This is a genomic window from Variovorax sp. ZS18.2.2, from assembly GCF_024701975.1.
In the GTDB taxonomy this organism is placed as follows: domain Bacteria; phylum Pseudomonadota; class Gammaproteobacteria; order Burkholderiales; family Burkholderiaceae_C; genus Variovorax.
Genome location: NZ_JANLNM010000008.1, coordinates 334099 through 358919, shown reverse-complemented (window position 1 = coordinate 358919; position 24821 = coordinate 334099). Strand labels below are relative to the sequence as shown.

The window sequence follows — 24821 nt, the reverse complement described above, 5'->3', positions numbered from 1 at the left end:
CAGCCTCTTCAGCGAAGCCGCGGTAACATCAAATTACAAAACGAGAGGGAAACAGGATGAGTCCGTCGAACTGGAGATTTTGGGGCCTCGCGGCCACGATGGGAATTTTGTCGGTCCTGGGCGGCTGCGCCGCCCTCAGCCAGGGGCTCGATCAGCCGATGCGCGTCGATGTCCTGTCGCAGACCGGGGAAGTCATTCCCGATGCGCGATGCAGGGCCGTCAACGACAAGGCCAAGGTGAGGATGCGGTCCGGTCGGGTCATCGGCGTGCGTCGCTCGCGGGCCGACCTGATGATCCAGTGCACCGTCGACGGCCAGGGCGTGGCCACCGGGCAGGCGATCTCGCGACCCAACATCGGTTTTCTGGGCAACTTCGTGGTGGCCGGTGGCGTGATCGGCGCGGCGGTCGATGACAGTGCCGGCACGGCCTACAGCTACCCGACCTGGATCCAGGTGGTCATCGGCGAAGAACGCCTGTACGACCGCAGCGGCCACCGCGACGAAAGCCTGGACACCGGCACGCTGGTGCGCAAGCTCGATGTCCCGGCAACAAAGGCTGCGGCGCTGACCGGGCCGGTGACTGCGCCCGTGCGCTGAACGGGGCGGTCAGCCTCCTGTCGAGCGGCCGAGGCTCGAAATTGGCCAGATCGGCCAATTCTTCATATAATCGCGGGCTTCGCAGCGTTTTTGTGGCCCCGCGGCGAAGGCACGCAACCCGTCCGTCATTGGCGGGAGGCGCGTGAAACCCACCTAAGAGATTCCCATCAGAGGAACGCCGACCGTGGAAAAGGGCTCGCCAAACCCTCTTTTCAAGAGAAAAACTCATGACCAAAACGTTCAGCGCCAAGCCCGCTGACGTGACGCACGAGTGGTTTGTGATTGACGCGACCGACAAGGTCCTCGGACGAGTAGCCAGCGAAGTTGCTCTCCGTTTGCGCGGCAAACACAAGGCCATTTACACGCCTCACGTCGATACCGGTGACTTCATCGTCATCATCAACGCCGCGCAACTGCGCGTCACCGGCGCCAAGTCGATCGACAAGGTGTACTACCGTCACTCGGGCTATCCGGGCGGCATCAGTGCCACCAACTTCCGCGACATGCAATCCAAGTTCCCGGGCCGCGCCCTGGAAAAGGCCGTCAAGGGCATGCTGCCCAAGGGTCCGCTTGGCTACGCGATGATCAAGAAACTCAAGGTGTACGGTGGTGCTGAGCACCCGCATACCGCCCAACAGCCCAAAGTGCTGGAACTGTAAGGAGCCTTGAGAATGATTGGTGAATGGAACAATGGCACCGGCCGTCGCAAATCCAGCGTCGCCCGTGTATTTCTGAAAAAAGGCACCGGCAAGATCACGGTCAACGGCAAGGACATCCAAGAGTTCTTCGGCCGCGAAACCTCGATCATGATTGCCAAACAGCCCCTGGCGCTGACCAACAACCTCGAAGCTTTCGACGTGATGGTCAACGTGAACGGTGGCGGCGAATCGGGTCAAGCCGGCGCCACGCGCCACGGCATCACCCGTGCGCTGATCGACTACGACGCAACGCTCAAGCCCGTGCTGAGCCAAGCCGGCTTCGTGACGCGCGATGCGCGTGAAGTCGAACGTAAGAAGGTCGGCCTGCACTCCGCCCGTCGTCGCAAGCAGTTCAGCAAGCGCTGATCCTGTTCGTTGCGAACAAAAAGCCGCCTTCGGGCGGCTTTTTCATTGGGTGCATCCTGGTGGGTGTGGTTTCCGACCCCACTTGCGATGGGTGCACGCCGCAGGCAATCTGCCGAAAATGCGGCATTGCAGTAGCATTCGTTCCCTTGGCCGCATGTCCGGCCACCCCCAAGGAGTTACCTCTCATGAGCGCCGTAGCCGAAAACATCCAGACCCAGATGCCCGAGCCAATCGTCTTCACCGACAGCGCGGCAGCCAAGGTGGCCGACCTGATCGCCGAGGAAGGCAATCCCGAGCTGAAGCTGCGTGTGTTCGTGCAGGGCGGCGGCTGCTCCGGCTTCCAGTACGGTTTCACCTTCGATGAAATCACCAACGAAGACGACACCACCATGACCAAGAATGGCGTGTCGCTGCTGATCGATGCCATGAGCTACCAGTACCTGGTCGGCGCCGAGATCGACTACAAGGAAGACCTTCAGGGCGCCCAGTTCGTGATCAAGAACCCGAACGCCACCAGCACCTGCGGCTGCGGATCGAGCTTCTCGGCCTGATGCCTGGATGCCGCTGACAAGGCCCCTCCAAGAAAGCCGCCTCCGGGCGGCTTTTTGCTGCCCGTCGTTTTTCGCTTCCCTTCTTCTCCCATGACGCCCGAAGCCGCCACTGCCGTCGATCCTTCCCGCAAGAGCCTGCTGTGGCTCGTGGCCGTCGGCTTTTTCATGCAGACGCTGGATGCCACCATCATCAACACCGCGCTGCCGGCGATGGCCGCGAGCCTGAACGTGAGTCCGCTGCGCATGCAGTCGGTGGTGGTGGCCTATGCGCTCACGATGGCGATGCTGATCCCTGCCTCGGGCTGGATCGCCGACCGCTTCGGCACGCGGCGCATCTTCTTCGCGGCCATCGTGCTGTTTGCCGCCGGTTCCGTCCTCTGCGCGCTGTCGCAGGGGCTGGGGCAGCTCGTGGCGGCGCGGGTGGTGCAGGGCCTGGGCGGCGCGTTGCTGCTGCCTGTGGGGCGCCTGGCGCTGCTGCGCACGGTGCCGCGCGGCGAATTCCTGCAGGCGATGAGCTTCGTCGCGATCCCGGGGCTCATAGGCCCCTTGCTGGGCCCCACGCTGGGCGGTTGGCTGGTGCAGTACGCCTCCTGGCACTGGATCTTCCTGATCAACGTGCCGGTCGGACTGGCGGGCTGCATCGCCACCCTCAAATACATGCCGGACCTGCGCGGCGCCATCCAGAAGCGGTTCGACAGCGTGGGCTACGCGATGCTGGCCTTCGGCATGGTGGCGATCTCGCTCGCGCTCGACGGCGTGTCCGAGCTCGGCCTGCGCCAGGGCGGCGTGATGGTCGTGCTGATCTTCGGCTTCGCGAGTGTGGTGGCCTACTGGCTGCGCGCCGCGCGCACGCCCGAGCCGCTGTTCGCCCCCTCGTTGTTCGGCGTGCCGACGCTCAGCATCGGGCTGATCGGCAACCTGTTCTCGCGCCTCGGCAGCAGCTGCATGCCCTTTCTCGTGCCGCTGCTGCTGCAGGTGTCGATGGGCTATTCGCCGGTGCGGGCCGGTCTGATGATGCTGCCGATCGCCCTCGCGGGCATGGCCATGAAGCGCTTTGCCACGCCGCTGATCACCCGCCACGGCTACCGCAAGGTGCTGGTGGTCAATACCGTGCTGGTGGGCTGCACCATGGCCAGCTTCGGCCTGACGGCGCCCGGCCAGCCCATGGCGCTGCATGTGCTGCAACTGCTGGCTTTCGGCGCGGTCAACTCCCTGCAGTTCACCGCGATGAACACGATCACGCTCAAGGACCTGGACGGCAGCATGGCCAGCAGCGGCAACAGCCTGCTGTCGATGGTGCAGATGCTGGCGATGAGCCTGGGTGTAGCGGCGGCTGGTGCCGTGCTGGCGGGCTACAACGGGATCTTCGGCACCGAGACGGCCGCTCACACGCTCGATGCCTTTCAGGCCACTTTTGCGAGCATGGGGCTGATCACGGTGGCATCTGCGCTGATCTTCTGGCATTTGCCCGCAGAAGTGCGCGCGGCACAACCTGCGCAGCCGGAGGTTTCCGGCCAGGGTTGAAGCTCAGGCCGGGTAGATCGCGCCCAGCACGCGTGCGCCGCGCGCCCCGGTCACGCTGGCCAGATTGCCCGCTTCGCGCCGGACGGTGCAGCGCGCGAGCCAGGCGAATGCTGCGGCCTCGACCTGTTGCGGTGGCAGGCCCTGGTCGGTCGATGCGACCACTTTCACGCCGGGAAGCAGCGCGCGCAGGCGCCCAAGCAGGTGATCGTTCAGCGCGCCACCGCCGCACACGATCAGCAGCTTGCTATCTTTTCCGTAGCTGAGAAGGTCGGCGGCGCAGGTACGCGCCGTCAGTTCGGTCAGCGTGGCCTGCACGTCAGCCGGTGCCATGGCCGTGGTCCCCAATTGCGAAGCCAGCCAGGTCGGATTGAACAGGTCGCGCCCCGTGCTTTTGGGTGGCGCCTTGGCGAAATACGGATCGGCCCGCAATTGCGCGAGCAACTGGGGCAGCACCTGCCCGCTTGCCGCCCATTGGCCGCCGCGGTCGAAGGGCTGGCCCTGGTAAGTCTGGCACCAGTGATCCATCAGCGCATTGCCGGGGCCGCAGTCGAAGCCCAGCACGATGGCGCCGTCGGGCGCATTGGTGGCCGGGAGCAGGCTCAGGTTGGAAATACCGCCGATGTTCAGCACCGCGACGGTCTCGTCGGGGCGCGCGAACAGGGCGCGGTGAAACGCCGGCACCAGCGGAGCGCCCTGGCCGCCTGCGGCGAGATCGCGGCTGCGAAAGTCGCCGACCACGTCGATGCCGGTCAGTTCGGCCAGCAGCGAGGGGTTGTTGATCTGCAGGGTGTAGCCGACGTCGTCGAATTCGAGCGGCCGGTGGCGCACCGTCTGCCCGTGCGCGCCGATGGCGGTGATTGCGCCGGCGGCAATGCCGCTGTCCGCCAGCAACTGCTGCACCACCCCGGCATAGGCCCGGGCGAGCCCGTTGCCGGCCAGTGCCGCGCGATGCAATTCGTTGTCGCCGGGTGTGTTGAGTGCCAGGAGCTCCGCGCGCAAGGCCACGGGAAACTCCGCGGTGGCGTAGGCCTTCACCGCGATCCGGCCGTCGGAAAAGTCGGCAAGCACGCCGTCGACGCCGTCGAGCGAGGTGCCTGACATCAGGCCGATGAAAAACTCGGCGGTCATCTCAGGCTCGGTGTCTGGAGAAGACCGCCGCGCGTGTTCAGTCCGCGCTGGCCTGAATGACGGAGAAGGCGGCTGCCAGTTCGGTGCGGGCGCCGACGGCGATCCGTTCGAAGGCCGGACGCAGGGCCGCGGTGATCGGTGCGCCGCCTTCTTGTGCGATGGAAGCCGGGTCCTGGTAGACGCCGCCCACGCGGAATTCGAAGTGCAGGTGCGGGCCGGTGGCCCAGCCGGTGGAGCCCACCGCGCCGATCGCCTGGCCCTGGCTCACGCTCTGGCCGGCCTTGACATCGATGCGGCTCAGGTGCGCATACGCCGTCTGCTGGTTGTTGCGGTGATTGATGATGACGATGTTGCCGTAGCCGCTTTGCGTGCCGGCGAAATCGACCGTGCCGTCGCCGACCGTGCGCACCGAGGTGCCGGTGGGTGCCGCGTAGTCGACACCGTTGTGCTGGCGCCAGCTGTTCAGGATCGGATGCATGCGCATCGCGAAACCGCTGGACACGCGCGAGAACTCGACCGGCGTCGCCAAGTAGGCCTTGCGCAGGCTGTCGCCATTCGGGCGGTAGTAGCTGCCCTTCTGGCCCGCGCCCGGGGGCTGGAACCAGACAGCCTGGTGGATCTTGCCGTTGTTCTCGAACTCGGCCGAGAGCACGCGGCCGCTGCGCAGCGCCTGGCCATCGGCTTCGAAGGTCTCGTAGACCACTGCGAAGCGGTCGCCCTTGCGCAGGGCCCGCACGTCGACGTCGCCTGCAAAGATGTCGGCCAGCTGGCTCGCCACTGCGTCGGGAATGCGCGCGTCGTCGGTGGCGGCGAACAGCGAGGTGCGGACGGTGCCGCTCGCCAGGCGCGTGCCCGACGTCAGCGTGTCGCGCTCGGTGAGGGCGACGAAGCCGACGGGCGTGCGCTCGATCACGAAACGCTTGAAGCCGCCGTCGCCGTCGGGAATCCAGCGGGCGCTGAGCTTCTTGAGCTGGTTTTCCTGCGTGGCTTCGGCCGTGACGGTGCGGCCGACGCGCGCGAACAGCGCACCGCGGGCTTCACCGCTGCCGCGCACGAAGGCGGTGGCGGCGGGGTCCGAAATGCCCAGGCGCCGGAGCAGGGCTTCGGCCGTGTCGCTCGAACGGGTGGTGTCGGTGCGGAACAGCGTGAAGCTGAAGCCCTCGAGCGATGCGCTCTGGTCCGCAAAGGACTGCGGCGCGGCGGTGGCTTCGAGAATCTGGTGGACCGGGAGGTCGGAAGCGTCAGGACCCAGCGAGGCCACCGCGAGGGTGCCGGCGCTCAACAAAGCCGCCGCGATGACAGCGGTGATCTGCTTGGGGTAGGTCCGGAACGTATAGGCCACGCGAGAAGCAAGGAGCTCCTCGGCGGCAAGAATGCCGTTGATCAAACTATGAATTCCAGCTCAGGTTCTGCAAATCCGTGCTGCAAGGCCCAGTACGTTCAGGGCGGCAGCAGACGGTGCGGAAAAAGCGCCGCTTAGAATTCGGCGCTTGAAAAGTCGGGCTGAGTATAGCTTCGGCATCCCAAAAGTCAGCCAAAAAAGCCCGTAAAGGCCGAATCTGTTACATCCATGACCCTCTCAAATAGTGTAGGACGTGCGCTCGAAATATCCCTCCGTGGGGCTGACGAGCTGCTGCCGCAGGACGAGTGGGTGCGGAAGCTCCAGCGCTCCGAAGCCACCGGAACCCCCCTTCGCATCAAGCTCGGGCTCGACCCGACCGCCCCGGACATCCATATCGGCCACACCGTGGTGCTCAACAAGATGCGCCAGCTTCAGGACCTGGGGCACCGGGTGATCTTCCTGATCGGCGACTTCACCAGCACGATCGGCGACCCCTCCGGCCGCAACAACACCCGCCCGCCGCTCACCCGGGAGCAGATCGAGGCCAACGCCCAGACTTACTACAAGCAGGCCAGCCTGGTACTGGACCCCGAGAAGACCGAGATTCGCTACAACTCCGAATGGAGCGACCCGCTGGGCGCCCGCGGAATGATCCAGCTGGCCGCCAAGTACACGGTCGCCCGGATGATGGAACGCGACGATTTCAACAAGCGGTTCAAGGCCGGCCAGTCGATCTCGGTCCATGAATTCCTCTACCCGCTGATGCAGGGCTACGACTCGGTGGCGCTCAAGAGCGACCTCGAACTGGGCGGCACCGATCAGAAGTTCAACCTGCTCGTTGGCCGCCATCTCCAGCAGGAATACGGTCAAGAACCGCAGTGCATACTCACTATGCCGCTGCTGGAAGGGCTCGATGGCGTCGAGAAGATGTCCAAAAGCAAGAACAACTACATCGGCATCAGCGAAGACGCCAACACCATGTTTGCCAAGGTGCTGTCGATTTCCGACGACCTGATGTGGCGCTGGTACACGCTCTTGAGCTTCCAGTCGCTGGAGCAGATCGAGGCGCTGAAGGCCGAGATCGCGGGCGGCCGCAACCCGAAGGATGCGAAGGTCGCGCTGGCCAAGGAAATCACTGCGCGCTTTCACAGCGCGGCGGCCGCCGAGACGGCCGAGCAGGATTTCATCAACCGCAGCAAGGGCGGCGTGCCGGACGAGATTCCCGAGGTGTCGCTCAGTGGCGCGCCGCTGGGCATCGGCCAACTGCTCAAGCAAGCCAATCTGGCTTCTTCTGCCGGGGATGGCAACCGCCTGATCGACGGCGGCGGCGTGCGCGTCGACTCGGTCGTGATCAGCGACAAGGGGCTGAAGTTGCCTGCGGGCAGTTACGTGGTGCAGGTCGGCAAGCGCAAGTTCGCGCGCGTGACCCTGAGCTGACCCCAAAGAAAAGGCCCCTCGGGGCCTTTTGCTTTGATTACCGGACTTCGATGGTGACCCGCCGGTTGCGCGGCTCGTCCACCTCGTCGGCGGTCGGCACGGCCAGGTCGCGCTCGCCGCGGCCCACGGCCTCGACGCGGTTGGCCGGGAACTGCCGCTCGACGAAAAGCTGAACCACTTCCTGCGCCCGGCGGCGCGACAACTGGTCGTTCGATTCGCCGGTGCCCTTGGTGTCGGTGTGGCCGGTCACCACGATGTCGCCGCCGCTGCGTGCCAGTGCCGCGGCCAGCGCCTCGGTCATGACCTGTTGCGAAGCCGGGGTCAGCGTGGTGCCGCCGACCTCGAAGAACACCGTGTAGCGCTGCGGCGGGGGCGGGCGCATGTCGAAGAGCGGCTTGTTTTCCGCCTGTACCTTGGCCGGATCGACCTGATCGACCACCGGCGCACCGCTGGCACCCACTGCGGCCGTTGCACGCTGGTAGGGCTTGGAAAGGACTTCTTCCCCGTCCTTGGCGCGCACCACGACGGCGGAAGGCTTGCCGTCGGCCTGCGGCAGCAGCACGACCCGCGTGCCCGGCGTCGAGCAGGCGGCGAGCAATGCGGTGATCAATACGGTGGCAAGAAGAAGGAGCGGGCGGGGTGACATGCGCGTCGTCATCATGGCTTTCCGTCGGCTTGAACGATGAAGTCGGTGCCGCGAATGCCGATGGTGGCGGTCTGCGTTTCGACCCGTACCGCGTCGGGGTTGGTCTTGCCGATCAGGCCGGTGATCATGCGCATCGAGCCGCGCAGCAGCGAGACCAGGAGGCCGCCGTCGCGGGTGGTGGCGTCGAAGTGGAATTCCTTCAGGTCCAGCCGCGAGGAGGGACCGACCACCAGGGTCGTGTCGTCCCGCAGAACCACGGCTGCCGAGGAGTCGGGGCCGGTCACGATGCGGTCGACAGACCCCAGGGCATCGCCCGCGGCGGCGGTGCGTGCGGTGCCGGCGGCGCTGAGCAGTTGCACATTGCCGCGCACCGATTTCACGAAACCGGCCTGGAGGTCGGGGACCGCGGCGGCCGGGGCCGGCGTTGTCTGGGCCTGGGCCATCATGGTGGCGCCCAGCAGGGCGAGGCCGCCCAAAATGTTCAAGAGTTTTTTCATCGTCCGACTCTCTGTGAAGAATGTTTCGCAATAGTCACAAATATTAAGCCGAAGGCGTTACATATGGACACTGTGTCGATAATTCAGCGTCATCCTGCGGCCTTTTGCCGTTTTTTGCGTCGTCTTTTGTCGATTCGCCGTCCCGATTGCCCATGACGCTCACTCCCAAAACACTGCTCCGCGTCTCCGTGGCCGTTGCCCTGGTCACCATCGTGCTCAAGGGGCTGGCGGGGTACATGACCAATTCGATGGGCCTGATCTCCGATGCGATGGAGTCGTTCGTCAATCTTGCCAGCGCCATGTTCGCCTTGGCAATGGTGACGATTGCCGAGCGGCCGGCCGATGACGACCATCCCTACGGCCACCACAAGGCCGAATACTTCTCCTCCGGCTTCGAAGGCATCCTGATCGTCGGCGCTGCGGTGGCGATCCTGTGGGTGTCGGTGCAGCGGCTGCTGTCGCCCCAGCCGCTCGAACAGTTGGGCTGGGGGCTGGCGCTGTCGGTGTTCAGCTCGGGCCTCAATGCGGCGCTCGCGGTGATGCTGTTCCGCGCCGCGCGCATCCATCGCTCCATCGCGCTGGAGGCCGACGGCCGCCACCTGATGACCGACGTGTGGACCTCCGCCGCCGTTGTCATCGGCATCGTCGGCGTGCATTTCAGCGGCTGGCTCTGGCTCGATCCGCTGCTGGCCATCGGCGTGGCGCTCAACATCGTGCGCGAGGGCGTCAAGCTGGTGTGGCGTTCGTCGCAGGGCCTGATGGACAAAGCCCTCGACGCCGACACCCTTGCCATCGTGCGCGCCACGCTCGACGCCTTCGCGGCGCGCCAACCTGAGGGCAGCCGGCTGCGCTTCGACGACATGGTGACGCGCGGTGCCGGCCAGCGCCGCTTTGCCGACCTGCACATGCACGTGCCCGGCGACTGGACCCTGCAGCGCGCGGCCAGCCTCCGCGACGAACTCGAGCAGGCCCTGATGGACGCCGTGCCCGGCCTGCGCGTCACCATCCAGCTGCTGCCGCTCACCATGGAAGCGCGCGCCACCCAGATCGTGGAAGAACACGGACACCCATGAAAGCCATCCTCCAGCGCGTCGCGAACGCCCGCGTCGACATTGCCGGCCAGACCGTCGGTGCCATCGATGCGGGCCTGCTCGTCCTCTTGTGCGCGGAACGCGGCGACGTCGATGCGCTCGCCGACCGCATGCTCGCCAAGATCCTCAAGCTGCGCATCTTCTCGGACGAGGCCGGCAAGATGAACCGCAGCGTGCAGGACATCGGCGGCGGCCTGCTGGTGGTGAGTCAATTCACGCTGGCGGCCGACGTGAGCGGCGGCAACCGCCCCAGCTTCACGCTCGCCGCGCCGCCCGATGAAGGCCGGCGGCTCTACGAGTACTTCGTGGCACAGGCGCGCGCCGCGCATCCGGTGGTGGCCACCGGCGAATTCGGCGCCGACATGCAGGTGCACCTGCTCAACGACGGGCCGGTCACCATCCCGCTGCAGATGACTCAGTAGGGCAGGGGCTCGAGCAGAGCTTCCCATGCGACCTTCGGGTGCGCATAGCGGTCGATGGTGACCTCTTCGAGATGCCGCATGCGCCAGCCGTCGGCAAAGAGCCGCTCCACCGCGGCGCGGTCGAAGAAGCGTTTGGGAAAACCGTCGAACAGATAGAAGCAGTCTTCATCCCGTCCGGTGATCGGCGACGGACCGCGCCCGCCGTAGTGCAGGTCGTTGACCGAATTGAGGCGGCACAGCAGCACGCCGTCCGGGCGCAGCACGCGATGAATTCGCCGCACCAGTTCCAGCGTCGCGCCCCATTCGAAATAGTGCAGCGACAGGCTGGCCAGCACCACGCCGACCGTGGCGCTGGCCGCCAGCGGAAACGGATCACGAAAATCCTGGCAATGGAACTGCGCGCCCTCAGGCACTCGCAGACGGGCGCGTTCGACTGCTTCCGACGACAACTCGATCGCCACGACCTGCAACCCCGCATCGACCAGCGTGGCGGTGTCGCGGCCCTCGGCACAGCCCAGTTCGAGCACCTGGCCAGCGCCCGCCCGCTCGACGAGCAATGGCAGCCATCGCTCCAGCCAGCGATCGCCGCCCTCTGCCGTCATCCCTTGCCGTAGGGATTGCGGATGCCCAGCTCCGCGAGGATCTGGATTTCGTATGCCTCCATCTCGTCGGCGTCGGCTTCGCTGGTCTCGTGGTCCCAGCCCTGCGCGTGCAGCGTGCCGTGCACCAGCAGGTGCGCGTAGTGCGCGGCCAGCGTCTTGCGTTGCTCCTTCGCCTCGCGCGCGACCACCGGCGCGCACAGCACCAGGTCGGCCATGGCGACCGGGCTCTGCGCATAGTCGAAGGTCAGCACGTTGGTCGCGTAGTCCTTGCCGCGGAATTCGCGGTTCAGGCGCTGGCCTTCGTCGGCATCGACGATGCGCACCGTGATCTCGCCGTCGATGTCCAACGCATGGCGGATGCAGCGCGTGACGCGGTGGCGCGGCAGCGCGATGCGGTGCCGCTCGACGCCCTTGAAGCGACCGAACTGCAGCGAAAGAGAAAGTGCCGGCAGCGCCATCTCAGTGCGCACTCGTGCGTTTGCGCTGCCCGTCGTAGGCGTCCACGATCTTCGCCACCAGCGGATGCCGCACCACGTCGGCACTCGTGAAGTGCGTGATCGCGATGCCGCTCACGCGCCTGAGCACGCGCTCGGCGTCGATCAGGCCGCTGAGCTGCTGCTTGGGCAGGTCGATCTGGCTCACGTCGCCCGTCACCACCGCCTTCGCGCCGAAGCCGATGCGCGTGAGGAACATCTTCATCTGCTCGACCGAGGTGTTCTGCGCCTCATCGAGGATCACGAACGCGTTGTTCAGCGTGCGCCCGCGCATGAAGGCCAGCGGCGCGATCTCCAGCGCGTTGCGCTCGAAGGCCTTCTGCACCTTCTCGTAGCCCATGAGGTCGTAGAGCGCGTCGTACAGCGGGCGCAGGTAGGGGTCGACCTTCTGCGTCAGGTCGCCCGGCAGAAAGCCGAGCCGCTCACCGGCTTCCACGGCCGGCCGCGTGAGCACGATGCGTTGCACCGCCGCGCGCTCCAGCGCATCGACCGCGCAGGCCACCGCGAGGTAGGTCTTGCCGGTGCCGGCCGGGCCGATGCCGAAGGTGATGTCGTGCTTGGCGATGTTGTCCAGGTACAGCGCCTGTGTCGGCGTGCGCGCGCGCAGGTCGGCGCGGCGGGTGACGAGCATGGCCGAATCCTCGTCGCTCATCGAGCCATCGCCCGCCAGCGTGAGCTGCACCACGGCCGGATCGATCGGACGCTGGGCGATTTCGTACAGCGCCTGCAGCACGTCCATCGCGCGCTGCGCCGAGGCCTTGGGGCCATCGACCTTGAACTGCTCGTGGCGGTGCGCGATCTTCACGCCCAGCGCTTCTTCGATGCGGCGCAGGTGGGCGTCCAGTGGTCCGCACAGGTGTCCGAGGCGCGAGTTGTTCGGTGGGGTAAAGGTGTGTCGCAGAATCACGCCGGACATTTCAAGGAAAAAGGGCACCCATGATAGGCAAACTCACCGGCGTACTGGCCGAGCGCAACCCACCGCAAGTGGTGGTGGACTGCAATGGCGTCGGCTACGAGGTCGATGTGCCGATGAGCACGTTCTACAACCTGCCCGGCACCGGAGAGCGCGTTTCGCTGCTCACGCACTTCGTGGTGCGCGAGGACGCGCAGATTCTCTACGGTTTCGGCACCGCCGAGGAGCGTGCGGCCTTCCGCCAGCTCATCAAGATCACCGGCGTGGGCCCGCGCACCGCGCTCGGGGTGCTCTCCGGCATGAGCGTGGGCGAGCTGTCGCAGGCGATCACCACGCAGGAACTCGGCCGGCTCGTGAAGATTCCGGGCATCGGCAAGAAGACCGCCGAGCGGCTGCTGCTGGAGCTCAAGGGCAAGCTGGGCGCGGACATCGGACTGCCGACGCATGCGACCTCCGACGCGCAGGCCGACATCCTGCAGGCGCTGATCGCGTTGGGCTACAGCGACAAGGAAGCGGCATTGGCGCTCAAGGCGCTGCCCAAGGATGCGACGGTGAGCGAAGGCATCAAGCTGGCGCTGAAGGCGCTGGCGAAGTAATCAGGGATAGACCTTCTCGCCCTTCGCCAGCATCGCCACGAACTGCGCGATGCGCCGCGCACGCGTCTCGACCTTCTTCGCGCCCTGCGTGCGGAACAGCACCGCATAGCGGTTGCGCGCGTCCAGCGTGGCGAAGAACTTCGCGGCCTTCTTGTTCGCATCGAGCGCGGCCTGCAGGTCGGGCGGCACGGTCGCCACGCTCGCGGCGTCGTAGGCCGCGTCCCAGCGGCCATCGGCCTTTGCGCGTTCCACCTCGGCCAGCCCGGCCGGCTGCATGCGCGCTTCGTCGATCAGCTTCAGCGCCTTGTCGCGGTTGATCTTTGACCAGGTGCTGCGCGCGGTGCGCGGCGTGAAGCGCTGCAGGAAATACTGTTCGCCGTCGCTCTTGCGCTGCCCGTCGATCCAGCCGAAGCACAGCGCGATCTCGAGTGCCTCGGGGTGGTCGACGGAGGCGATGCCGCTGGCCTTCTTCGCGATGCGCAGCCACACGCCGGCATGCGTGCCGTGGTGGCGCTTGTACCAGCGTGCGAGCGCCGCAGCATTGGCGAACTCTGCGGGCGTGTCATCGACGATGCGCTCCACTTTCGCAGCGGGCTTCGCAACCTTCTTGACTGCCGCCGTGGTCACGGCACCCACCAGTAGCGCAGCGCGTGAAAGTAGATCGGCGCCGCGAAGATCACCGAGTCCAGCCGGTCGAGCATGCCGCCGTGGCCCTCGATCATCGAACCCCAGTCCTTCACGCCGCGATCGCGCTTGATGGCCGACATCACGAGGCCGCCGAAGAAGCCCATGAAGCAGATCATGAAAGCCATCAGCGCCGCCTGCCACGGGTTGAACGGCGTCGCCCAATAGAGCGCCGCGCCCAGTGCGGTGGCACTCGCCACGCCGCCGATCAGGCCTTCCCAGGTCTTGGAGGGCGAGAGCTCGGGCGCGACCTTGCGCTTGCCGAAGAGCTTGCCCCACACGTACTGCAGCACGTCGCTGCCCTGCACCACGATCACCAGGAACGCGATCAGCAGCAGGTTGCGGCCCTCGAAGCCCGGGATCTGCAGCGTGAGCAGCGCGGGCACGTGGCTGATGCAGAACACGCACACCATCAGGCCCCACTGGATCTTGGAGGTGCGCTCCAGAAAGCGCTGCGTGTCGCCGCCCACCGCCGCGAGGATCGGCAGGATCAGGAAGGCATAGACCGGGATGAAGATCGAATAGAGCCCGTACCACTCGATCCAGATCAGGAAGTACTGCCCCGGCAGCGCAATGAAGAACGCGAGCGCGATCGCCGCATGGTCGCCGCGCCGCGTGTACGCGAGGCTGATGAATTCGCGCAGCGCATAGAACGAGATCAAATAGAAGAGCACGATCACGCCGCCCTTGCCGAAGGCGAAGGCCAGCCCGATCACCGCCACCATCACCCACCACGCGTTCACGCGGGAGTTGAGGTTGTCGATCACCGAATGCGGCTGGCCGTGCGCCACCCGCCACTTGAGCAGCGCACCGATGGCCGAGGCCAGCAGCAGCACGCCGAAGACGCCGCCGAAGAGCTTGAGCGTGGTCCACGCGAAGGGAGACAGTTCCATCATGATGCGGCGCCTTCGGCCTTGTCGTTGCGGTCGTATTCGGGGCGCAGGTCGAGCATGGCGGTGCGTGCGCGGGCGATGAAGGTGTTCTTGTCTTCGTCCTCGGCCAGCTTGATGGGCGTGCCGAAGCGCACCGTGCAGGCCAGCGGAATCGGCACCAGCGTGCCCTTGGGCAGCACGCGCTTCAGGTTCTCGATCCACACCGGCACCAGCCGCACGCTGGGGCAGGCGCGCGCCAGGTGGAAGAGGCCGCTCTTGAGCGGCAGCAGGATCTCGTCGCCGGTGTTGCGCGTGCCCTCGGGAAACATGATGAGCGAGTCGCCGGCTTCCAGCGCCTCCTTCATCTGCTCGACCGGGTTGTCGCCCTGGCCCGAGCCGTCGCGGCGGATCATGAGCGCGTTGAACACGTCGGCGCCGATGAACTGGCGCACCTTCGAGGCCATCCAGTAGTCCTGTCCCGCCACCGGCCGGGTGAGGGCGCGCAGGTCGGGCGGCAGCGTCGCCCACAGCAGCACGAAGTCGCCGTGGCTCGTGTGATTGGCGAAGTAGAGCGTCTGTTCGGCCTTGGGCGTGGTGCCACTCCAGATGGCGCGCACGCCGGTCAGCAGGCCCGCGGCGCCGATGATCAGCTTGCCTGCCACCACGGCGAGCGCGCGGCGCAGCACCGTGCTCTCCGGTTTGTCGTTGTTCTTGTTTTCGTCGGTCAAGAGAAATCCTGTGTCATCAAGGCAAGAAGGAACATGGCGCTCTGGCAGGCGACCACGATGGCATGGCGCTGCATGAGCTGGCGGGTGCCCTGCACGCGGTCGTCGAGCGGCCGTGTGGAAGGCGACGACGGCGCATTGCGAAGGCCGAGGCGGTCCAGTGCGCGGTCGAGTGCGTCGAGCGAGGCGATGGTGCCGCGCGCCAGGTCGTCGAACAGCGTCTGGTCCAGCCGCAGCCGGAAGGCGAAATAGCGCTCGAGCACGCCGAGGATCACGACTGCGCCGAAGCCCATGGTGGGCGTGGTCGGGAGCGAACGCAGCGTGAGCGCGAGCACCAGCGCCGCGATGCACGTCAGCGCGAAGCCCCAGGCCGCCAGCACCGTGAAGGCGCGCAGCAGGCCGGCGAGCGCGGCGCAGGTGGCGCGGTCGTTGTCAGTCATGGGGTGGAACCTCCCGCACAGGATTCAAGGGCGCGAGCGAACGCAGCCATGCGGGGCGCAGCACGATCTGCGGCCGGGCACGGCGCACCGCGTCCTCGGCTTGCGCGAGGCCGCCTGCCGAGCCGTAGCGGCCGAGCCATGCGATCACCGCCGCGGCGCTGCGCGAAAAGCCGAGCGCGCAGCAGACCCACACGGGGGCACCATCGGCGTTGCGCCGCTGCCCTTCGATGACCGCGGCTGCGCGCTGCAGCCGCACTGTCGGCGGCACTGTCAGGTCGAGCAAGGGCACGCAGCGCGCATGCGGCACGCCGGCCGGCATCTGCAATTCGGCGCACAGGCTCACGAGCCGCGGCTTGCCGGCGGCGAGCCATTCGGCCCGCGTGGGTCGCCGGCCGAGCCGCAGGCCGGGCACCACCTCTACCGATGCGGGCAGCTTGCGCGTCCAGAGCCAGGCGTTGATCGCGGCGCCGAGCCGGTAAGGCGCGAGCATCCAGCGCGCCGCCCAGCCCATGCGCCCGCGTCCGTCCATCTGGAAGCCGCGCGCGCCGAAACCGATGTAGTTGAGCGCCACGAAGGCGAGCGATGCGGCCGGCCATGCGAGCCACAGCCACACACCGCCGCCGTATAAGGCAGCGGCGAGGAACAGCACCGCGCCCACCGCATAGAACCCCGCGAGCTTCCAGCGCTGCCTGTCTCGGGCAAAGCGCGTGACCTGCCAGGCGCGCCGCATCGACACCACCCGTTCCAGTGGCCACAGCCACACGCACACCACCCCGAGCAGAGCGCCGGTCGGAATGTCGATGAAGTGGTGCTGCCACGTCGTGAGCACCGAGGCGCAGATCGCGAACGCCCACACATGCAGCACCAGCCGCGCCCACAACGGACGGATGAATTGCCGGTACCAGTCCCACAGGATCACGGCCAGCGCGATATGCAGCGAAGGCGCCTGGTTGAACGGCTGGTCGAAGCCGCGCAGCGCGTTGAAGAGAAACGCCGGCGCGCCATCGACTGGCGGCTGCCCGAAGCTGAAATGCAGCGGCCAGACGATGAAGCAGGTGCAGGCGACGAGCGTCGCCGTGACGAGCCGCAGTGCATGCCGGTCCAGCGTGTGCTTGCTGCGCGCGAGGAACAGCGACAGCGCGTAGAACACATTGATCGTCCAGTACGGGAAGATCGTCCATGGCCAGAACGGGATCTGCCGCTCCCAGTCGAAGGCCATCGAAGGCACGTTCGCGCGCGTGGTGGCCCACCAGTTGGCGAAGCCGTAGGTCGCATAGAACAGCGGCCCGAGGAACACCAGCCATGCGGCAGCGCGCTTCCACGGACGCTGCCCAAGCCAAGCTTTCATCGCCCGGTACGCACCGCCAGCGAAACCGTAAAGATCCCCCACTCATCGACCCGCTGGTCGATCTTGCGGAAGCCCGCTTCTTCCACCAGTTGGTCCATCTCGACCTGCGTGCGGCGGCGCATGACCCAGGCCTCGCCCTGGCGGTGGCTGGTGAGTGCGCGCGCGATCATTTCGAGCTGCGGATGCCACGGCTGCCCGGTGTAGACGAGGTAGCCGCGGTCTTCCACCGCATCGCCCACGCCCGCGAGCGAGCGCTGCACCATCTCGTTGTCGGGGAAGAGTTCGTACAGGCCCGACACCACCGCCAGCGTGGGCCGCGGCGTCACCGTAGCGAGGCTGATGCGGTCGAAGGCATCGGCCTGCACGAACTGCGCGGTGTCCTGCAGCCCCTTCTCGGCGATGAGTGCGCGGCCGTCGCGCACGTTGATGTCGCTGTAGTCGCGCAGCAGGATCGAGCTGGCCTTGACCGGGCTCGCGAGCACCGCGTCGAGCACGTAGCGGCCGTGGCCTGCGGCGATGTCCATCACCCGCACCTCGCGGTGCATTTCGGCCAGCCGCTCCATCGCAATGCGCAGCAGCTCCTCGACGTGGATCTTGCGTTGCCGGATGCCGCGCCAGCCGATCGAGTTGAGGTAGGTGTTGTCGATGCTCCGGCCCAGCGGCCCCTTGCCTGCGGGGCGGTTGCGGTAGACGTAGTCGAGCGTGCTGCCCGAGTCGAAGCCGGTCGCGTGACCGAGCGCGATGCCGTTCGACAGCTTGCCGCCGATGCGCAGCCCACCGCGCGTCATCGCCCAGTAGGCGCCGCGCGCCGACAGCGGCGAGAGCGGTTCGGCCAGTGCGCGCGATTCGTCGGCCGTGTCGCCGGCGAGGTGCGCCGCGGTGCGGTCGACCGGCACGGCGGGCGCGTCGAAGCGCTGCAGGATGAATTCGCGGATCTGCGCGACGGCCGGCGCCCGGTCTTTTTCGCCCAGCGTGTCGTGAAAGAAGCCCGGCAGTTCGGTCTTGGTCTTCACGGCGCTGCCCAGCCGCTCGAAGAACTGGTGCTGCGGCTTGTGGTGCACCACCCAGTCGGCGCCGGAAATGAGCAACTGCACCGGCAGCGTGATCGCGTTGGCATCGGCCACCACGCGGTCGGCCGCTTCGTAGAGGCCGAGCAGGATGTTGACCGCGATGGGCCGCGAGATCAGCGGATCGCTTTCGTAGCTCGCGATGCGTTCCGGGTCGTGCGTGAGGAACTTCGCCTTCACGTAGCTGTTGACGAAAAAGAGGCCGCGCAGCTTGTGCATCAGCCCGAGCCCGGCGCGCGCGAAGGGCACATAGAGCTTCACCTTGAAGGCCGGCGAGGCCAGCGTGAGGCCTCGCACCTTGGGGGCGTAGTCGTGCGCCCAGGTGGCGATCAGCACTGCGCCCACGCTCTGCGCGACCACGTGGATGTCCTGCTCGGCTACGCCGTGCGCGGTGCCGATGTGGTGGACGAAGGTCTGCACGTCGCGCACCGAGGTGCCGAAGCTCGGGCTGTAGCCGCGCTGGCCCGGCGAGCGGCCGTGGCCGCGCGCGTCCCAGGCGTAGAAGTCGAAATCGGGCAGATCGAGTTCGTCGACCAGGTGCGCCATGCGCGCGCCGTGCTCGTGGCCGCGGTGGAACAGCACGATGGCGCCGCGGCGCACGGCGCCCGTGGCCGGCCAGTGGCGGTAGAAAAGCGATTCGCCGTCGTGCGTCTGGAAGTGCAGCTCTTGCGCGATGCGTGGTGTGGTGTCGGTCATTGAATCCCTGTCGATATCTGTTTGTAGGTATGTGTTCAGCGGCCGGCGGCATCGGCTTCGGCCAATGCGCGGCGGATGCGGTTGACGATGGTCCAGGCCACGAGCGCCGCCAGTAGCGGCATCAGCCAGGCCGTCCAGCCTGCGAGCGGCCAGCCCAGCGCCACATAGAGGCCGAGTGCGCCGAACACGAAGGCCCGGTCGCTCTTGCCCAGCGGGCCGTCGTAGCGGCGCGAGGCGCCCACCGTGGGACCCAGCGCGCCGGCGAATTCGCTGAGCCCGGCCAGCACGATCACCGTGCCGACCCAGAACGGGCTGAAGGGCACCACCAGCGCAAAGGGCAGGTAGAGCGCGGCGTCGGAGACCACGTCGGTCAGTTCGTTGAGGAAGGCGCCCAGCTTGCTTTGCTGGTTGTGCTCGCGGGCCAGCATGCCGTCGATGGCATTGAAGGCCATGCGCAGGAACATCCAGGCCGGAATGAGCCCGAAGGCTGCAAGCGAAGGCGCCGCAAAGAAAAGCCAGAGCCCGAGCGCGACCGAGACGACGCACGCCGCCAGCGTGACCTGGTTGGCCGTGACGCCCATCGCATGCAGCCGGACCACCAGTGGCCGGAGCAGGGCCTGGAAACGCGGCTTCAATTCGTAGATCGACACGTGCTGCCTTCCCCTCGTTCGTTATATGGCCAAAGCATTCTGCCAGTGAGAATGGCCCCCACGCTCGGCACTTCGTGTCCTCGTTGCCCCCCCGAGGGGGCCGCTCTCTTGCTTGGGGCGGCCCGGCGCGGCGCTCGGCACTAAACTCTTCAGCGCACACCCCCCTCGCAATGACCATCCAGACCGACGATTTCGCGCCCGCCCCACAACGCGTGGTGTCTGCCGCCCCCGCTTCGCCCAACGAAGAGGCGATAGAGCGGGCCCTGCGCCCCAAGCTGCTCGACGAATACGTCGGCCAGGCCAAGGTGCGCGAGCAGCTCGAAATCTTCATCGGCGCCGCGCGCAAGCGCAAGGAAGCGCTCGACCACGTGCTGCTGTTCGGCCCGCCCGGCCTCGGCAAGACCACGCTGTCGCACATCATCGCGGCCGAGCTGGGCGTCAACCTGCGCCAGACCTCCGGCCCGGTGCTCGAGAAGCCCAAGGACCTGGCGGCGCTGCTGACCAACCTCGAGCCCAACGACGTGCTCTTCATCGACGAGATCCACCGCCTGAGCCCGGTCGTCGAGGAAATCCTGTATCCCGCGCTGGAGGACTACCAGATCGACATCATGATCGGCGAAGGCCCCGCGGCGCGCAGCATCAAGCTCGACCTGCAGCCCTTCACCCTGGTGGGCGCCACCACCCGCGCCGGCATGCTGACCAACCCGCTGCGCGACCGTTTCGGCATCGTGGCGCGGCTGGAGTTCTACACGCCCGAAGAACTGGCGCTCATCGTGACCCGCAGCGCGCGTCTGCTCAAGGTGGAAACCGACGCCACCGGCGGCTTCGAGATCGCCCGCCGCTCGCGCGGCACGCCTCGCATCGCCAACCGCCTGCTGCGCCGCGTGCGCGACTACGCCGAGGTCAAGGGCGACGGCCGCATCACCGAAGAGATCGCCCACAAGGCGCTCGCGATGCTCGACGTCGATCCGCAGGGCTTCGACCTGATGGACAGGAAGCTGCTCGAAGCCGTGATCCACCGCTTCGACGGCGGCCCGGTCGGCCTGGACAACGTGGCCGCCAGCATCGGCGAGGAGCGCGACACCATCGAGGACGTGATCGAGCCCTACCTCATCCAGCAGGGCTACCTGCAGCGCACGCCGCGCGGCCGCATCGCCACGCTGGCGGCCTACCGTCACCTGGGCGTGACGCCGCCTTCGAGCCGTTCGGACGGACAGGACCTTTTCGGAGTTTGAAGACCCATGCACACCCATGACCTGAGCGCCTGGCAGCACGACCACCACTTCGGCGCCGGCAATGCTTCGGCCGAGCGCAGCACCCGCCTGGTGATGTGGATCACCGCCGCGATGATGGTGGTCGAGATCGGCGCCGGCTGGTGGTTCAACTCGATGGCGCTTCTGGCCGACGGCTGGCACATGAGCTCGCACGCGCTGGCCATCGGCCTGAGCGCCTTCGCCTATGCGGCCGCGCGCCGCTATGCGCGCGACCCGCGCTTCGCCTTCGGCACCTGGAAGATCGAGGTGCTCGGCGGCTTCGCGAGCGCGCTGCTGCTGCTCGGCGTGGCGGCGTTGATGGTGGTGGGCTCGCTGGAACGGCTGTGGTCGCCTTCGGCGATTCACTACCCCGAGGCGATTTCGGTGGCGGTGCTGGGGCTCGTGGTCAACCTGGTCTGTGCGCGGCTGTTGGGTGGCACGCACCATGACCATGGGCATCACCACCACGGCCACGATCACGGTCACTCGCACGAACACGGCCACGACCTCAACCTGCGCTCCGCCTACCTGCACGTGGTGGCCGATGCCGCCACATCGGTGCTCGCCATCGCGGCGCTGCTCGGCGGCTGGTTCTACGGCTGGGCCTGGCTCGACCCGGCCATGGGCATCGTCGGCGCGGTGCTGGTCGCCAGCTGGGCCCGGGGCCTCTTGAAGGAAACCGGCAAGGTGCTGCTCGACCGCGAGATGGACCACCCGGTCACCGAAGAGATCCGCGAAGGCGTGGAGACCACGCTGGCCGCCTCGGAAACCCGCGTGGCCGACCTGCACGTCTGGCGTGTCGGTCGCGATGCCTACGCCTGTGCGCTCACTGTGGTGACCCACTCGCCGACGCTCACGGCCGACGAGGTGCGCGCCTGCTTTTCGATGCACGAGGAGATCCGCCACTCGACGGTGGAAATCCAGCGCTGCGCGGACTGAGCCGATGTCCATTCATCTTTCCGCAGAGGCCGTGGTCGAGCGCCAACTGGCCGCCTACAACGCCAAGGATCTTTCGGCGTGGCTGGCGGCCTATGCCGAAGACGCCCGCCAATACGAACTGGCAGGAAAGCTGCTGGCCTCCGGGCACGCCGAGTTGCGCGCCCGCACCGAGGTCCGCTTTGCCGAGCCCGATCTTCATGCGCATCTGCTGCAGCGCTCGGTCATGGGAAATGTCGTGATCGACCATGAGGTGGTGACGCGCAACTTTCCCGACGGGGTTGGCACGGTGGAGATGGTCTGCGTCTATGTGGTCAGAGACGGCCTGATTCAAACGGCGTCGTTCGAGATCGGCTCGCCGACGATGGGCCGACGGGCCGCATAGAAGCGCGGCGTTTTCTTCTTGCTCCTTCCCCCTCTGGGGGAAGGTTGGGATGGGGGCAGGCAGGGCGCTCGATGGATACGCCGCGTGCCCCCACCCCAGCCCTCCCCCAGCGGGGGAGGGAGCCAGTCAGGCAGAGGGGCAGCGAACGTGCCGCACGATCAGCACCTGCGCCGCGTAATAAGTCGCCAGCACCCACAACTGCGCCAGCGGCAGCGGCGCGACAAAGCGATTGGTCGCCAGCAGCGCATCGCTCAGCATGAAGAAGCACGCGCCCACCGCCACCCACACGGCTGACGGATCGGCTGCACGCAGCACCGCCGCGCGCCCGATGGCCTGGGCCGCCATGCAGGCGATCACCACCACGTAGACCCCGACCGGAAGGCGCAGCGCAGGCGGCAGCCCGCCCTGCCAGAGAAACGCGTACATCCCCGCGCCGATCAAGAGCGTTGTCGCCAGCACCTTGCGGCGCGGGAACATGCCCACGCCGATGCGGAACAGCGCGATGTACGCCAGGTGCGCGAGAAGAAAACAGATGAGCCCGGGCACGAACAGCGCCGCAGAACCCATCAAAAGCACGTCGCCCGCCAACGAGGCGATCAGCCCCGCCAGCAGCAGCCCGTCGAAGCGCGTCACGCCGCCCGCCTTCATCGCGCGCCGCGCGGCGAAGACGACGGCGATCGACAGCGCCAGCGGCTTGCAGATGTGGTGCAGCCAGTCGATGCCCAGCGCCGCGCTCGCCGTCGCCAGCGCGGCCGCCTCGACCAGCAGCACCTCGGTGACCGACAGCCGCCCCTGCAGCACCGCGCCGATGGCCCAGAGAAGGGCAGTCAGCGTGGCCAGCCATACGGCCGCCTGCGGCAGCGGCATGTCGTCGGAGAACCACAGGAAGACCACCACGCCGCCCAGCATCAACAAAAACTGCACGCCCGCGAACCACTGCACCGCGCGGCTCACCACCGGCTCGTAGCGCGTGACCTTCGCGATGTCGAAGGCCGGCTTCGGAAAGCGCGCCGCCACATCGGCCGGGCGCCAGCCGGGCGGCTTGAGCCACACGCGCAGCTTGTCGGCCCAGCTGCGCGCATGCCACGAGTCCTTGGCCAGCGCCCAGTACACCTCGGCATTGGCCCACAGCGGGTCCCAGCTTTTCAGCTCGCCGCGCGTGCCGTAGACGCAGCGCTCGTCCTCTTCGCGGAAGGTGCCGAACATGCGGTCCCACACGATCAGGACGCCGCCGTAGTTGCGGTCGATATAACTGTCGTTCACCGCGTGATGCACCCGGTGGTTCGACGGCGAGCAGAACCAGCGGTCGAACCAGCCGAGCTTGCCGACCTGCTCGGTATGCACCCAGAACTGGTAGAGCAAGTCGATGAGCGCCACCACGACGAACACCAGCGGCGGCACGCCGGCCACCGCCATCGGCATATAGAAGATCCAGCCGAGCAGCGCGCCGCTCGATGTCTGCCGCAGCGCCGTCGACAGGTTGTAGTGCTGGCTCTGGTGGTGCACCACATGCGCCGCCCACAGCACGGCCGACTCGTGGCCCATGCGGTGCAGCCAGTAGTAGCAGAAGTCATAGAACACCAGCGCCAGCAGCCAGCCGTACCAGGCGGTCCAGAAGTCGCTGGCGGCCTCTTGCGGAAAGAGCGCCACCGCCGAATACACCGCGGTGTAGATGCCGATGCGCAAGAGCCCGGTGAGCACCGCGCTGATCTGGCTCAGCATGCCCAGGCCAATGCTGTTGACCGCATCGGCCAGCCGGTAGGTGTCGTGCCCCGTGCCGCGGCGCGCCCTCGCGCGGCCCACCGCGAATTCGATCGCGATCAGCAGGAGGAACACGGGGGTCGCAAGAACGATGATCTGGCCAGGGCGCATCGCGCGATTGTGGCGTTGCGCCAGGGCCACGCGTCACCGGGATGTCACGGGTGTGCCATTGCACTGTCACGTGCGAGTGGGAGCCTACCCGTCCATGCAACGCGACGACGCTTTCCTTCGCGCATGGCGCGACACCGCGACCGGGACTCCTGAGCCGGAGGACGAAGATCGCCAGCGTCCACCGCTGCAATTCCGCACCCTCTGGATCTCCGACCTGCACCTGGGCACGCCCGGCTGCCAGGCCCGCGCGCTGCTCGACTTTCTCAAGCACACCGAATGCGAGACCCTGTTCCTGGTCGGCGACATCATCGACGGCTGGCAGCTCAAGCGCCACTGGTACTGGCCGCAGGCGCACAACGACGTAATCCAGAAGCTGCTGCGCAAGGCGCGCAAGGGCACGCGCGTGATCTTCATTCCGGGCAACCACGACGAGTTCGCCCGCAAGTACCTCAACCACAACTTCGGCGGCATCGACGTGGCCGACGAATGGATTCATGAAACCGCCGACGGCCGCAAGTTGTGGATCATCCACGGCGACCTGTTCGACGGCGTGATCCAGTGCGCCAAGTGGCTCGCCTATGTGGGCGACTCGCTCTACGAATTCACGCTCAAGCTGAACCGCCATCTCAACTCGCTGCGCGCGCGCATGGGGCTGCCGTACTGGTCGCTCTCCAAGTACCTCAAGGGCAAGGTGAAGCGCGCGGTGAGCTACGTGGGCGACTTCGAGAACGCCGTGGCGCGCGAGGCCCGCAAGCGCGGCGCGCAGGGCGTGGTGTGCGGCCACATCCACCATGCCGAGATGCGCGACATCGACGGCATCCTCTACTGCAACGACGGCGACTGGGTGGAAAGCCTCACGGCACTGGCCGAGTATGCCGACGGCACGCTGGAAATCATCGACTGGGCCGAGCACATGCCGGTGCCGTCGAAGGTGATGCCGGCCCGGGAAGCCATCGCGTCCTGACGGAGGCAGAGCCGGCGCCGCGACGT

The 24821-nt window shown here is 66.9% G+C and carries 28 protein-coding genes; 13 read left to right on the top strand and 15 right to left on the bottom strand.

Annotation, left to right across the window (positions count from 1 at the left end; genetic code table 11):
* The first annotated feature begins 56 nt into the window (after window positions 1–56).
* From NU688_RS27240 to mdtD, 5 genes are all read left to right on the top strand, one after another.
* Complete coding sequence (locus NU688_RS27240) at window positions 57–596, top strand: hypothetical protein (RefSeq protein ID WP_257863980.1); 540 nt, start codon at window positions 57–59, stop codon at window positions 594–596.
* A gap of 227 nt (window positions 597–823) precedes the next feature.
* Complete coding sequence (gene rplM / locus NU688_RS27235) at window positions 824–1255, top strand: 50S ribosomal protein L13 (RefSeq protein WP_013543664.1); 432 nt, start codon at window positions 824–826, stop codon at window positions 1253–1255.
* Between the two features lie 12 nt (window positions 1256–1267).
* Window positions 1268–1660, top strand: coding sequence for a 30S ribosomal protein S9 (rpsI, locus tag NU688_RS27230; protein WP_007827948.1), 393 nt, complete (start codon window positions 1268–1270; stop codon window positions 1658–1660).
* A 185-nt stretch (window positions 1661–1845) separates the two neighbouring features.
* Window positions 1846–2211 (top strand): iron-sulfur cluster insertion protein ErpA, encoded by a 366-nt coding sequence (gene erpA / locus NU688_RS27225; protein WP_013543663.1) that lies wholly within the window; start codon window positions 1846–1848, stop codon window positions 2209–2211.
* A gap of 90 nt (window positions 2212–2301) precedes the next feature.
* A complete protein-coding gene (mdtD, locus tag NU688_RS27220) occupies window positions 2302–3735 on the top strand; it encodes a multidrug transporter subunit MdtD (RefSeq protein WP_257863979.1) in 1434 nt (477 codons plus the stop codon).
* A gap of 3 nt (window positions 3736–3738) precedes the next feature.
* Here mdtD and NU688_RS27215 read toward each other — a convergent pair whose 3' ends face one another.
* Both NU688_RS27215 and NU688_RS27210 read right to left on the bottom strand, forming a co-directional pair.
* Window positions 3739–4863: an anhydro-N-acetylmuramic acid kinase gene (locus tag NU688_RS27215; RefSeq protein ID WP_257863978.1), complete on the bottom strand. Its 1125-nt coding sequence runs from the start codon at window positions 4861–4863 to the stop codon at window positions 3739–3741.
* Between the two features lie 37 nt (window positions 4864–4900).
* Entirely contained in the window at window positions 4901–6250 is a 1350-nt protein-coding gene (locus tag NU688_RS27210; RefSeq protein ID WP_257863977.1) for a M23 family metallopeptidase, read from the bottom strand.
* A 183-nt stretch (window positions 6251–6433) separates the two neighbouring features.
* Here NU688_RS27210 and tyrS point away from each other — a divergent pair, with 183 nt between their 5' ends.
* A complete protein-coding gene (tyrS, locus tag NU688_RS27205) occupies window positions 6434–7642 on the top strand; it encodes a tyrosine--tRNA ligase (protein ID WP_257863976.1) in 1209 nt (402 codons plus the stop codon).
* Between the two features lie 37 nt (window positions 7643–7679).
* Here tyrS and NU688_RS27200 read toward each other — a convergent pair whose 3' ends face one another.
* Together NU688_RS27200 and NU688_RS27195 are read right to left on the bottom strand one after the other, a co-directional pair.
* Entirely contained in the window at window positions 7680–8303 is a 624-nt protein-coding gene (locus NU688_RS27200; RefSeq protein ID WP_257863975.1) for an OmpA family protein, read from the bottom strand.
* Window positions 8300–8785: a FecR family protein gene (locus tag NU688_RS27195; protein ID WP_257863974.1), complete on the bottom strand. Its 486-nt coding sequence runs from the start codon at window positions 8783–8785 to the stop codon at window positions 8300–8302. Before NU688_RS27195 ends, NU688_RS27200 begins: the two co-directional genes overlap by 4 nt.
* 152 nt (window positions 8786–8937) lie before the next feature.
* On the opposite strand from NU688_RS27195, the gene NU688_RS27190 reads away from it, so the two are divergent.
* A complete protein-coding gene (locus tag NU688_RS27190; protein ID WP_257863973.1) occupies window positions 8938–9858 on the top strand; it encodes a cation diffusion facilitator family transporter in 921 nt (306 codons plus the stop codon).
* On the top strand, window positions 9855–10298 hold the full coding sequence (gene dtd, locus NU688_RS27185; protein WP_257863972.1) for a D-aminoacyl-tRNA deacylase: 444 nt from the start codon (window positions 9855–9857) through the stop codon (window positions 10296–10298). The genes NU688_RS27190 and dtd overlap by 4 nt, the downstream gene beginning before the upstream one ends.
* Here the strand turns inward: dtd and NU688_RS27180 are convergent.
* Genes NU688_RS27180 through NU688_RS27170 form a run of 3 tightly spaced genes read right to left on the bottom strand, consistent with a single transcriptional unit; the run spans window position 10292 to window position 12310 of the window.
* Window positions 10292–10900, bottom strand: coding sequence for a class I SAM-dependent methyltransferase (locus NU688_RS27180; protein WP_257863971.1), 609 nt, complete (start codon window positions 10898–10900; stop codon window positions 10292–10294). The two genes, dtd and NU688_RS27180, sit on opposite strands and share 7 nt — an antisense overlap.
* The gene (ybeY, locus tag NU688_RS27175) at window positions 10897–11358 is read right to left on the bottom strand and encodes an rRNA maturation RNase YbeY (RefSeq protein ID WP_257864002.1); all 462 of its coding nucleotides are present in this window, start codon (window positions 11356–11358) and stop codon (window positions 10897–10899) included. Before ybeY ends, NU688_RS27180 begins: the two co-directional genes overlap by 4 nt.
* A 1-nt stretch (window position 11359) precedes the next feature.
* Complete coding sequence (locus tag NU688_RS27170) at window positions 11360–12310, bottom strand: PhoH family protein (protein WP_257863970.1); 951 nt, start codon at window positions 12308–12310, stop codon at window positions 11360–11362.
* Window positions 12311–12330: 20 nt separating this feature from the next.
* On the opposite strand from NU688_RS27170, the gene ruvA reads away from it, so the two are divergent.
* A complete protein-coding gene (gene ruvA / locus NU688_RS27165) occupies window positions 12331–12903 on the top strand; it encodes a Holliday junction branch migration protein RuvA (RefSeq protein WP_257863969.1) in 573 nt (190 codons plus the stop codon).
* Here the strand turns inward: ruvA and NU688_RS27160 are convergent, their stop codons facing one another.
* From NU688_RS27160 to NU688_RS27130, 7 genes are read right to left on the bottom strand one after another with little or no spacing between them, the layout of a single operon-like run.
* On the bottom strand, window positions 12904–13530 hold the full coding sequence (locus NU688_RS27160) for a YdeI family protein (protein WP_257863968.1): 627 nt from the start codon (window positions 13528–13530) through the stop codon (window positions 12904–12906). It lies immediately after the preceding gene.
* Entirely contained in the window at window positions 13527–14483 is a 957-nt protein-coding gene (locus NU688_RS27155) for a phosphatidate cytidylyltransferase (protein ID WP_257863967.1), read from the bottom strand. Before NU688_RS27155 ends, NU688_RS27160 begins: the two co-directional genes overlap by 4 nt.
* Window positions 14480–15187 carry a lysophospholipid acyltransferase family protein gene (locus NU688_RS27150; protein WP_374684694.1) on the bottom strand — a complete coding sequence of 236 codons (708 nt, stop codon included), beginning with the start codon at window positions 15185–15187 and terminating at the stop codon, window positions 14480–14482. The genes NU688_RS27155 and NU688_RS27150 overlap by 4 nt, the downstream gene beginning before the upstream one ends.
* Window positions 15184–15624, bottom strand: coding sequence for a hypothetical protein (locus NU688_RS27145; protein ID WP_257863966.1), 441 nt, complete (start codon window positions 15622–15624; stop codon window positions 15184–15186). The genes NU688_RS27150 and NU688_RS27145 overlap by 4 nt, the downstream gene beginning before the upstream one ends.
* Window positions 15617–16972, bottom strand: a complete 1356-nt coding sequence (locus NU688_RS27140) for a phosphatase PAP2/dual specificity phosphatase family protein (protein ID WP_257863965.1) — start codon at window positions 16970–16972, stop codon at window positions 15617–15619. The genes NU688_RS27145 and NU688_RS27140 overlap by 8 nt, the downstream gene beginning before the upstream one ends.
* Window positions 16969–18735, bottom strand: coding sequence for a bifunctional alpha/beta hydrolase/class I SAM-dependent methyltransferase (locus NU688_RS27135; RefSeq protein WP_257863964.1), 1767 nt, complete (start codon window positions 18733–18735; stop codon window positions 16969–16971). The genes NU688_RS27140 and NU688_RS27135 overlap by 4 nt, the downstream gene beginning before the upstream one ends.
* A 35-nt stretch (window positions 18736–18770) precedes the next feature.
* Window positions 18771–19385, bottom strand: a complete 615-nt coding sequence (locus NU688_RS27130) for a CDP-alcohol phosphatidyltransferase family protein (RefSeq protein WP_257863963.1) — start codon at window positions 19383–19385, stop codon at window positions 18771–18773.
* Window positions 19386–19555: 170 nt separating this feature from the next.
* Between NU688_RS27130 and ruvB the strand changes: the two genes are divergently transcribed.
* Genes ruvB through NU688_RS27115 form a run of 3 tightly spaced genes read left to right on the top strand, consistent with a single transcriptional unit; the run spans window position 19556 to window position 21959 of the window.
* Window positions 19556–20620 (top strand): Holliday junction branch migration DNA helicase RuvB, encoded by a 1065-nt coding sequence (gene ruvB, locus NU688_RS27125; RefSeq protein WP_257863962.1) that lies wholly within the window; start codon window positions 19556–19558, stop codon window positions 20618–20620.
* 6 nt (window positions 20621–20626) lie between these two features.
* The gene (gene dmeF / locus NU688_RS27120) at window positions 20627–21577 is read left to right on the top strand and encodes a CDF family Co(II)/Ni(II) efflux transporter DmeF (RefSeq protein WP_257863961.1); all 951 of its coding nucleotides are present in this window, start codon (window positions 20627–20629) and stop codon (window positions 21575–21577) included.
* A gap of 4 nt (window positions 21578–21581) precedes the next feature.
* Complete coding sequence (locus NU688_RS27115; RefSeq protein ID WP_257863960.1) at window positions 21582–21959, top strand: nuclear transport factor 2 family protein; 378 nt, start codon at window positions 21582–21584, stop codon at window positions 21957–21959.
* Between the two features lie 126 nt (window positions 21960–22085).
* On the opposite strand, the gene NU688_RS27110 is transcribed toward NU688_RS27115, so the two are convergent.
* Window positions 22086–23831: a lysoplasmalogenase family protein gene (locus NU688_RS27110; protein ID WP_257863959.1), complete on the bottom strand. Its 1746-nt coding sequence runs from the start codon at window positions 23829–23831 to the stop codon at window positions 22086–22088.
* 94 nt (window positions 23832–23925) lie between these two features.
* Between NU688_RS27110 and NU688_RS27105 the strand changes: the two genes are divergently transcribed.
* Window positions 23926–24795: a UDP-2,3-diacylglucosamine diphosphatase gene (locus NU688_RS27105; RefSeq protein WP_257863958.1), complete on the top strand. Its 870-nt coding sequence runs from the start codon at window positions 23926–23928 to the stop codon at window positions 24793–24795.
* The last annotated feature ends 26 nt before the right edge of the window (window positions 24796–24821 follow it).